The sequence below is a fragment of the Erwinia sp. genome (genome assembly GCF_049696395.1).
Lineage (GTDB): Bacteria > Pseudomonadota > Gammaproteobacteria > Enterobacterales > Enterobacteriaceae > Erwinia.
The window spans coordinates 25,526-34,231 of record NZ_JBAVTT010000068.1 but is presented as its reverse complement, the minus strand read 5'-3'; the positions used below and the strand labels follow the sequence as shown (position 1 = coordinate 34,231).

8 protein-coding genes, 2 tRNA genes and 1 rRNA gene are annotated in these 8,706 nt (G+C 53.1%); 9 read left to right on the top strand and 2 right to left on the bottom strand.

The annotated features are described in order from the left end of the window. The 3 genes from rrf to WCC56_RS09535 form a co-directional block, all read left to right on the top strand. Nucleotides 1–113 (top strand): 5S ribosomal RNA (gene rrf / locus WCC56_RS09545); the annotation flags it as partial. Between the two features lie 99 nt (nt 114–212). Continuing rightward, a tRNA-Asp gene (locus WCC56_RS09540) sits at nt 213–289 on the top strand. Nucleotides 290–296: 7 nt separating this feature from the next. Further along, a tRNA-Trp gene (locus tag WCC56_RS09535) sits at nt 297–372 on the top strand. 142 nt (nt 373–514) lie between these two features. Here WCC56_RS09535 and hdfR read toward each other — a convergent pair. Further along, the gene (gene hdfR, locus WCC56_RS09530; protein ID WP_424692140.1) at nt 515–1,339 is read right to left on the bottom strand and encodes an HTH-type transcriptional regulator HdfR; all 825 of its coding nucleotides are present in this window, start codon (nt 1,337–1,339) and stop codon (nt 515–517) included. A 121-nt stretch (nt 1,340–1,460) separates the two neighbouring features. Here hdfR and WCC56_RS09525 point away from each other — a divergent pair, with 121 nt between their 5' ends. Next, on the top strand, nt 1,461–1,799 hold the full coding sequence (locus WCC56_RS09525) for a DUF413 domain-containing protein (protein ID WP_424692139.1): 339 nt from the start codon (nt 1,461–1,463) through the stop codon (nt 1,797–1,799). A gap of 37 nt (nt 1,800–1,836) precedes the next feature. Here the strand turns inward: WCC56_RS09525 and WCC56_RS09520 are convergent, their stop codons facing one another. Next, the gene (locus tag WCC56_RS09520) at nt 1,837–3,357 is read right to left on the bottom strand and encodes a YifB family Mg chelatase-like AAA ATPase (RefSeq protein WP_424692138.1); all 1,521 of its coding nucleotides are present in this window, start codon (nt 3,355–3,357) and stop codon (nt 1,837–1,839) included. A gap of 345 nt (nt 3,358–3,702) precedes the next feature. Between WCC56_RS09520 and ilvL the strand changes: the two genes are divergently transcribed. The 5 genes from ilvL to ilvD all read left to right on the top strand — a co-directional run bounded on the left by ilvL (nt 3,703) and on the right by ilvD (nt 8,701). Beyond that, nucleotides 3,703–3,801 carry an ilv operon leader peptide gene (gene ilvL, locus WCC56_RS09515; RefSeq protein ID WP_071822090.1) on the top strand — a complete coding sequence of 33 codons (99 nt, stop codon included), beginning with the start codon at nt 3,703–3,705 and terminating at the stop codon, nt 3,799–3,801. A gap of 140 nt (nt 3,802–3,941) precedes the next feature. Next, complete coding sequence (gene ilvG / locus WCC56_RS09510) at nt 3,942–5,588, top strand: acetolactate synthase 2 catalytic subunit (RefSeq protein WP_424692137.1); 1,647 nt, start codon at nt 3,942–3,944, stop codon at nt 5,586–5,588. Then, nucleotides 5,585–5,842, top strand: a complete 258-nt coding sequence (gene ilvM, locus WCC56_RS09505; protein WP_424692136.1) for an acetolactate synthase 2 small subunit — start codon at nt 5,585–5,587, stop codon at nt 5,840–5,842. Before ilvG ends, ilvM begins: the two co-directional genes overlap by 4 nt. A gap of 19 nt (nt 5,843–5,861) precedes the next feature. Then, nucleotides 5,862–6,788 carry a branched-chain amino acid transaminase gene (locus WCC56_RS09500; protein WP_424692135.1) on the top strand — a complete coding sequence of 309 codons (927 nt, stop codon included), beginning with the start codon at nt 5,862–5,864 and terminating at the stop codon, nt 6,786–6,788. Nucleotides 6,789–6,850: 62 nt separating this feature from the next. Next, nucleotides 6,851–8,701, top strand: coding sequence for a dihydroxy-acid dehydratase (gene ilvD, locus WCC56_RS09495; protein ID WP_424692134.1), 1,851 nt, complete (start codon nt 6,851–6,853; stop codon nt 8,699–8,701). Nucleotides 8,702–8,706: the final 5 nt, after the last annotated feature.

Sequence of the window (8,706 nt, the reverse complement as noted above, 5' to 3'; positions counted from 1 at the left end):
GGCGGCTTTAGCGCGGTGGTCCCACCTGACCCCATGCCGAACTCAGAAGTGAAACGCCGTAGCGCCGATGGTAGTGTGGGGTCTCCCCATGCGAGAGTAGGGAACTGCCAGGCATCAATTTAGACCATTTTATGGTCATGACCTTCCCGGTGACATGGAAAGGGCGAAATACCTGGAATCAGAAGTTTTTCTGACTTCAGTACAGAATCGGTGGAGCGGTAGTTCAGTTGGTTAGAATACCTGCCTGTCACGCAGGGGGTCGCGGGTTCGAGCCCCGTCCGTTCCGCCACCCTTTTAGGGGCGTAGTTCAATTGGTAGAGCACCGGTCTCCAAAACCGGGTGTTGGGAGTTCGAGTCTCTCCGCCCCTGCCATTAAAAACGATCCTTTGCTTCGGCAAAGGATTTTTTTTTGCCTGCAATAAAGTGATTTCCCCTCAAAACTGCCTGTCCCCCCCTCTTCAGATGAAAAAAATGGCCAGTAAACTGACCATTCTGTTCGCTTTCCAGGCGCAAATTACTGCGTATTGACCGGAAATTTAATCAATTGGCGAATATGCGTTTGTTGGTCGCTGTTTTGTAGCCATACCGCATAAAGCGGTCTTACTGCCACCGGCGTATCCGGGATGACAACTAAATCGGGGTATTCGCTTTGCCAGATATCGGGCAAAAAAGAGCAAGCTCCGGTCGTGTGCAGCAGCTGCCGGGTTAAATGGGCGGAGGTAGTCGTCAACACCGGGACATCATCTGCGCCGGCAAGATAGCTCTCATGCTGGTGAAAATCCGCTCCCCATTCCAGCTTTATGTAGTCATATTTTTCACGTTTATCTGATTTTCGTGAGCGATACAGGGTTAAGGAGATGTGCCCAATTTGCTGGCTGGTGAGCTCATCCATTTTGGGTGCCTCAGTGGTGATCAGCAGATCCAACTGTCGTTCATGTAATTGCTTAACCAGCAAATGACGCTGGGCGACCCGAGCTTCAAGGTGCAGGCTTTCACGGTTCTCGTACAGGGTCTGTAGCCAGGGTGTAAGGTAAGCCTCCCACAATGATGCACTGGCCCCAATCGACAGCTCATGATGCTGTTGGGTGTGCGAGACTTCCTTCTTGGCCATTATCCAGGTGCTCATCAGACTTTCTGCGTAGGGCAGCAGACGCTCACCCGCAGAAGTCAGCCGTATGTTGTTACGGTGACGAGTAAAAAGGTTTACCCCTAACTGATTTTCAAGTTGTCTGATGCGAAAACTCACGGCCGATTGTGTGAGATAGAGCGCTTCAGCGGCACGTCCAAAGTGGCGAGTTCTGCTCACTTCAAGAAAGGTCTTTAGTAATTCCGTATCCACATCCATCTCCTAAAAAACATTTGTCGTTATGATTTAAATGTTTTGTTTTACACTCTGTCAAGCGTATCTAATACTCCGCGCCATAAATAGCACGGCCATAGAAGAGTTAGGAGCGTGTAGAATGGCGGAAAGCTTCGCAACAACTAATCGTTTTTTTGATAATAAACACTATCCGCGCGGGTTCTCCCGTCATGGTGATTTCACCATCAAAGAAGCCCAACTTCTTGAGCGTTATGGTTACGCTTTTAACGAGTTGGATTTGGTAAAACGTGAGCCTGTGACGGAAGAAGAGCGTCTGTTTGTTGAAGTGTGCCGCGGCGTCCGTGAGCCACAGACTGAAACAGAACGCGTATGGTCCAAGTACATGAGCCGCATTAAACGCCCTAAACGTTTTCACACCCTGTCCGGCGGTAAGCCGCAGATGGAAGGCGTGGAAGATTATACGGATAGCGACGATTAAAAGAAAAAGGGGCTACGGCCCCTTTTACATTCCCGACTCATTCCAGACTTTTCTGTAGATGGATCAATAATCTGTCGATCCCCCGATAGCTCAGAGCCTCAAGCAGATGCGCTCGCTGAATACTCTCCTCTTCTCCTAAATCTGCGATCGTCCGGGCAACCTTCAGAATACGCTGCCAGGCGCGAACGGACAGCCCTAACTGATTCAACACCTCTTCCAGCCACTCAGCATCCAGCTGCGTGATCCTGCAATCGCGTTTAATTGCTGTCGGTTGAAGCAGAGCATTAATCTTTCCGGCACGTGCAAGTTGGCATTGCCGGGCTGCACATACCCTCAGTCGAACGTCGGCACTGCTTTCACAGGTGTCATCTTGTCTGCTCAACGTTCCTGGTGGCAGAAGAGGGACTTCCAGCGACAGATCGAAGCGATCCAAAAACGGGCCCGACAGTTTGTTGAGATAGCGCAGCGTCTGCTGAGGTGTGCTGCGGTTATGCGTGCCATGATAATGGCCGGTTGGGCTTGGGTTCATCGCTGCAATCAACTGAAAGCGGGCCGGGTAGGTCACTTTTGCTCTCGCTCGCGAAATACAGATCTCGCCTGACTCGAGGGGCTCTCTGAGCGCATCCAGGGTTTTACGTTCAAATTCTGGCAGCTCATCCAGAAAAAGGAGGCCATTGTGTGCAAGGGAGATCTCTCCGGGTTTAGGCAGCGAGCCTCCACCCACCAGAGCATAGCGTGATGAAGTGTGATGAGGAGCCCGGAAAGGGCGCTGTCGCCATTGTTGATGCAGAACACCTGTGCTGACCAGGCTGGCTATCGCCGCGTTCTCCAGGGCCTCCTCATCGCTTAATGAGGGCATCAATCCTGTCAGCCTGGTGGCAAGCATGGTTTTCCCCGTGCCCGGTGGGCCGATCAACAGCAGGTTATGCCCACCAGCAGCACAAATTTCCAGTGCCCGTTTCGCCTGTTGCTGACCCACGATTTCGTTCAGGTCTCCTCCTTGCCATTTCACCTCTGGCAACTCACACCGCGCTTCTTCAAGCATTGTGTGACCTGTCAGAAAGCTACAAACAGTGAGCAGATGGCTGCTCAGCAAGCTTTTCCCCTGGCGGATCATGCCTACCTCGTCAAGATTATCGCTGGATAAGATCAGCTGGCGCTGTGCCTGAGCGGCAGCGATTGCTGCAGGAATAGCGCCCTGTACGCCACGGAGAGCACCTGTTAAGGCTAACTCGCCCAGGAATTCATATTGCGCCAGTTTCTCCGCAGGGATCTGCTCTGAGGCCGCCAGAATCGCTATCGCAATGGGAAGATCGTATCTGCCTCCCTCTTTAGGGAGATCGGCAGGCGCAAGATTGACGGTGATTCGTTTGGCGGGAAAGGTGAAGCCACAGTTGATGATCGCACTGCGTACTCGATCACGGGCCTCTTTCACCGTCGTTTCAGGCAGACCAACCAAAGAAAGTGCAGGCAGACCATTACTCAGATGGACTTCTACCAACACCAAAGGTGCCTCGATACCAATTGCGGCACGGGTATAGGCGAGAGACAGCGACATAGACACTCCTTGTTTATCGCAGTCTGACTTTGCAGAGGAAAATTTACGAGTGCCCGCAACCGGTTCACTGAGCCTGCCCGCAAAAAATATTACGTTGCTGACAAATTCTGGCGTCGGCGTTCGGCAGGGCTCTCACCTTGAACGGTGTTTTTTTCATCTGAAGTCATTGCGGCGGGTGAGTAATGAATAATTTTCAGTATCTGGCTTATCCCCTGAATAACCATCGCTTTTTCGAATATTGCAGCGCAGAGCATAAAATAAAATGATGAAAAAAGTTGAGTTTGACTCGCCAACTGTGATAACTCTGTAGGCATTACTTCGAACAAGCGAAATTATCGAATACAAATGAAAGCCCTTCTACGAGTCGTCAGCCTAGTCATTATTAACGTCGTCGTGATTATTATCACGCCGTGCGGGGCTACGCTCGGAGAAAGAAAGGCTTAAAAATCAAGCCTGATTTCGAAAGAACCCCCGCACCGAAAGGTCCGGGGGTTTTTTTTTGGCAGGTTATCCATGACAGAGGAACAGAAGATGAACAGTAGAATAAAATGCTGTTGTTCCCAGCCAGAGGCGGGGAAATAACTATGAATGGTGCTCAGTGGGTGGTTCAGGCGTTGCGTGCGCACGGTGTCGAGACAGTATTCGGCTATCCGGGTGGGGCGATTATGCCCGTCTATGATGCGCTCTATGACGGTGGCGTCGAACACCTACTTTGTCGCCATGAGCAGGGCGCAGCAATGGCCGCTATCGGCTATGCCCGTTCTACTGGAAAAGTCGGCGTCTGTATTGCCACTTCCGGACCTGGTGCCACGAATCTGATCACCGGCCTTGCTGATGCCATGATGGATTCAGTTCCTGTAGTGGCCATCACCGGTCAGGTTTCCTCTGCCTTTATCGGTACAGATGCATTTCAGGAAATCGATGTGCTCGGGATGTCCTTGTCCTGTACTAAACACAGTTTCCTGGTCGAGTCGTTGGATGAATTGCCCGAAGTGATGGCTGAAGCCTTCGCCATTGCGCAGTCTGGTCGTCCCGGCCCGGTACTGATCGACATTCCTAAAGATATTCAGCTGGCGAGTGGCGAGTTAACGGCCCATCTGTTGCCTGTTGAAGCTGAAACCGAGCATCCTCATCAGGAATTGCAGCAGGCCAGGGCTATGCTGGCGCAGGCGAAGAAGCCAATCCTCTATGTGGGCGGCGGTGTTGGCATGGCCGGAGCTGTTGAGGCACTCCGCGCTTTTGTTAAAGAGACCGGCATCCCAACTGTTGCTACTCTTAAAGGATTGGGCGCGCCCGATGCTGAAGACCCGTGCTACCTGGGGATGCTGGGAATGCATGGCACCAAAGCCGCTAACTACGCAGTACAGCAGTGTGACTTGCTGATTGCTGTTGGTGCCCGCTTTGATGACCGCGTAACGGGTAAATTAAACACCTTCGCACCGCACGCCAGCGTGATCCATATGGACATCGACCCGGCCGAATTGAACAAACTGCGCCAGGCGCATGTGGCATTACGCGGTGACTTGAATAAAATGCTGCCAGACTTGTACCATCCGGCAGACATTAGCGCCTGGCGCGAGCACGTAACCGCGCTGAAAGCGGAAAACGGCTGGCGCTATGATCATCCAGGCGAGGCTATCTTTGCTCCGCTGTTCCTGAAGCAGTTATCCGATCGTAAACCTGCCAGCGCTGTAGTGACGACTGACGTAGGACAGCATCAAATGTGGGCAGCGCAACATATGAGTTTCAACCGCCCGGAGAACTTCATCACCTCCAGCGGGCTGGGTACGATGGGCTTTGGCCTGCCAGCGGCAGTAGGTGCGCAGGTTGCCCGCCCTGATGATACGGTGATCTGCGTTTCCGGTGACGGCTCCTTCATGATGAATGTGCAGGAACTTGGCACCCTCAAACGTAAGCAGCTGCCGGTGAAAATCGTGCTGATGGATAACCAACGTTTAGGCATGGTTCGCCAGTGGCAGGAGCTGTTCTTCTCCGAGCGCTATAGCGAAACCAATCTGTCTGACAACCCAGATTTCCTTACCCTGGCCAGTGCGTTTAATATTCCTGGCCAGCGCATTACCCGTAAAGACCAGGTCGACGCCGCATTAGACGCTTTGCTGCACAGTGAAGGGCCATACATGCTCCACGTCGCCATTGACGAGCATGAAAACGTCTGGCCGCTGGTACCGCCTGGTGCCAGCAACGAAAATATGATGGAGAAAACCTCATGATGCAGCATCAATTGTCTATCGAAGCCCGCTTCAGACCCGAAATACTGGAGCGGATATTGCGGGTTGTCCGGCACCGTGGTTTTCAGGTGTGTGCGATGAATATGGCTTCCGGCAGCAGTACCGACAATATTAATATTGAAATGACCGTTGCCAGTCAGCGCTCAGTCGATTTACTGTCAACACAATTAAGCAAGCTGATGGATGTCGCATGCGTCCAGATCCAACAACAGACAACACAACAGATCCGCGCCTGAGCGCGAAAGGAAAATAAGAATGACGAAGAAAGCTGACTTTATCTGGTTCAATGGCGAGATGGTTAAGTGGGAAGACGCGAAGGTCAGCGTGATGTCCCATGCACTGCATTACGGTACGTCTGTTTTTGAAGGCGTCCGCTGCTACGACTCGCACAAAGGCCCGGTAGTCTTCCGCCATCGTGAACATATGCAGCGCCTGCACGACTCTGCAAAAATCTACCGTTTCCCGGTCAGCCAGAGCGTTGACGAACTGATGGAAGCGTGCCGTGAAGTGTTGCGCGTGAACAACCTGAAAAGCGCCTATATCCGTCCGCTGGTGTTTGTTGGTGACGTCGGCCTGGGTGTTAACCCGCCAGAAGGTTTCAGCACAGACGTTATCATCGCTGCCTTCCCGTGGGGCGCGTACCTGGGTCCGGAAGCACTGGAGCAGGGTATTGATGCTATGGTTTCTTCCTGGAATCGCGTTGCACCAAACACCATCCCAACCGCAGCGAAAGCAGGCGGCAACTACCTGTCCTCTCTGCTGGTAGGCAGCGAAGCTCGCCGCCACGGCTATCAGGAAGGCATCGCACTGGATACTCAGGGCTACATCTCTGAAGGTGCCGGTGAGAACCTGTTTGAAGTGAAAGAAGGCATTCTGTTCACGCCTCCGTTCACCTCTTCTGCTCTGCCAGGCATTACTCGTGATGCGATCATCAAGCTGGCTAAAGATATGGGTATCGAAGTTCGTGAGCAGGTTCTGTCACGTGAATCTCTGTACCTGGCTGACGAAGTCTTCATGTCCGGTACTGCTGCTGAAATCACGCCGGTTCGCAGCGTCGACGGTATCCAGGTGGGTGAAGGCAAGCGCGGTCCGGTTACTGCCCGCATACAGTCTGCTTTCTTCGGCCTGTTCACCGGCGAGACAGAAGACAAATGGGGCTGGCTGGATTCGGTCAACCCATAATAAAAAATACCTGAGCGGGCGTCGTATGACGCCCGCGCACTAGCTGATTTTGGAGTATGAGCATGCCTAAGTTACGTTCCGCTACCACCACACATGGCCGCAATATGGCCGGTGCCCGTGCCCTGTGGCGCGCCACTGGAATGACCGATGACGATTTCGGTAAGCCAATCATTGCGGTAGTTAACTCCTTTACCCAGTTCGTCCCGGGCCACGTTCACTTGCGCGACATGGGGAAACTGGTTGCTGAGCAGATTGAAGCTTCCGGCGGCGTGGCAAAAGAGTTCAACACCATTGCCGTGGATGATGGGATCGCGATGGGGCATGGTGGCATGCTTTACTCCCTGCCTTCGCGCGAATTGATCGCTGACTCCGTCGAGTACATGGTGAATGCTCACTGTGCCGATGCGATGGTTTGTATTTCCAACTGCGATAAAATCACCCCGGGGATGCTGATGGCTTCCCTGCGTCTGAATATCCCAGTGATCTTTGTTTCTGGCGGCCCGATGGAAGCCGGTAAAACCAAGCTCTCTGACAAAATCATCAAGCTGGATCTGGTTGATGCGATGATCCAGGGCGCAAACCCGAACGTCAGCGATGCCGATAGCGAGCAAATCGAACGTTCAGCTTGCCCAACCTGTGGTTCCTGTTCAGGGATGTTCACCGCCAACTCGATGAACTGTCTGACCGAAGCGCTGGGCCTTTCCCAACCGGGCAACGGGTCGCTGCTGGCTACTCACGCAGACCGCAAAGATCTGTTCCTGAATGCCGGTAAGCGCATTGTAGAACTGACTAAACGCTGGTATCAGCAGGATGATGAAAGCGCGCTGCCGCGTAACATCGCCAGCAAAGCCGCGTTTGAAAACGCCATGACGCTGGATATCGCCATGGGCGGCTCCACCAATACCGTTCTGCATCTTCTTGCCGCTGCGCTGGAAGGCGATATCGACTTCAATATGTCTGATATCGACCGCCTGTCACGCAAAGTGCCGCACTTGTGTAAAGTGGCACCAAGCACCCCGAAATACCATATGGAAGACGTGCACCGTGCTGGTGGCGTATTCGGTATCCTCGGTGAATTAAGCCGTGCAGGCTTGATGCAACAAAACGTTCGTAACGTGTTGGGCCTGACGCTGCAGGAAACGCTGGATCAGTACGACATCATGCTGACCAAAGATGAAGCCGTGAAAAAAATGTTCCGCGCTGGTCCTGCAGGCATCCGTACTACCCAGGCGTTCTCGCAGGATTGCCGCTGGGAAACGCTGGATGACGATCGTAAAGAAGGCTGTATTCGCACGCGTGAATTCGCCTTCAGTCAGGACGGCGGTCTGGCCGTGCTTTACGGTAACCTCGCTGAAGATGGCTGTATTGTTAAAACAGCTGGCGTGGAAAAAGAGAGCCATACTTTCCGCGGCCCGGCCAAAGTGTACGAAAGCCAGGATGACGCAGTTGCTGCGATCTTAGGCGGCAAAGTCGTTGCTGGTGATGTGGTCGTTATCCGCTACGAAGGTCCTAAAGGTGGGCCTGGCATGCAGGAAATGCTGTACCCAACCACTTATCTGAAATCAATGGGGCTGGGCAAAAGCTGTGCGCTGATCACCGATGGACGTTTCTCTGGCGGTACCTCTGGTCTGTCAATCGGCCATGCTTCACCAGAAGCGGCTAGCGGCGGAACCATTGCGCTGGTGAGAGACGGCGACATCATTGATATCGATATCCCGAATCGCGGCATCAAAGTTGATGTGCCTGACAACGTGCTGCATGCCCGTCGTGAAGAAGAACAAGCTCGCGGTAGCGAGGCCTACACGCCACATGGTCGTGAGCGTGAAGTCTCTTATGCCCTGCGCGCTTATGCCTTACTGGCAACCAGCGCGGACCAAGGCGCGGTGCGTGACAAGAGCAAGCTGGGAGGCTAACAACG

Coding starts and splice junctions, on each gene's coding strand:
- WCC56_RS09525 (WP_424692139.1), top strand. CDS start 1,461: ATGGCGGAAAGCTTCGCAACAACTAATCGTTTTTTTGATAATAAACAC.
- WCC56_RS09520 (WP_424692138.1), bottom strand. CDS start 3,357: ATGTCGCTGTCTCTCGCCTATACCCGTGCCGCAATTGGTATCGAGGCA.
- ilvL (WP_071822090.1), top strand. CDS start 3,703: ATGAAAGCCCTTCTACGAGTCGTCAGCCTAGTCATTATTAACGTCGTC.
- ilvG (WP_424692137.1), top strand. CDS start 3,942: ATGAATGGTGCTCAGTGGGTGGTTCAGGCGTTGCGTGCGCACGGTGTC.
- ilvM (WP_424692136.1), top strand. CDS start 5,585: ATGATGCAGCATCAATTGTCTATCGAAGCCCGCTTCAGACCCGAAATA.
- WCC56_RS09500 (WP_424692135.1), top strand. CDS start 5,862: ATGACGAAGAAAGCTGACTTTATCTGGTTCAATGGCGAGATGGTTAAG.
- ilvD (WP_424692134.1), top strand. CDS start 6,851: ATGCCTAAGTTACGTTCCGCTACCACCACACATGGCCGCAATATGGCC.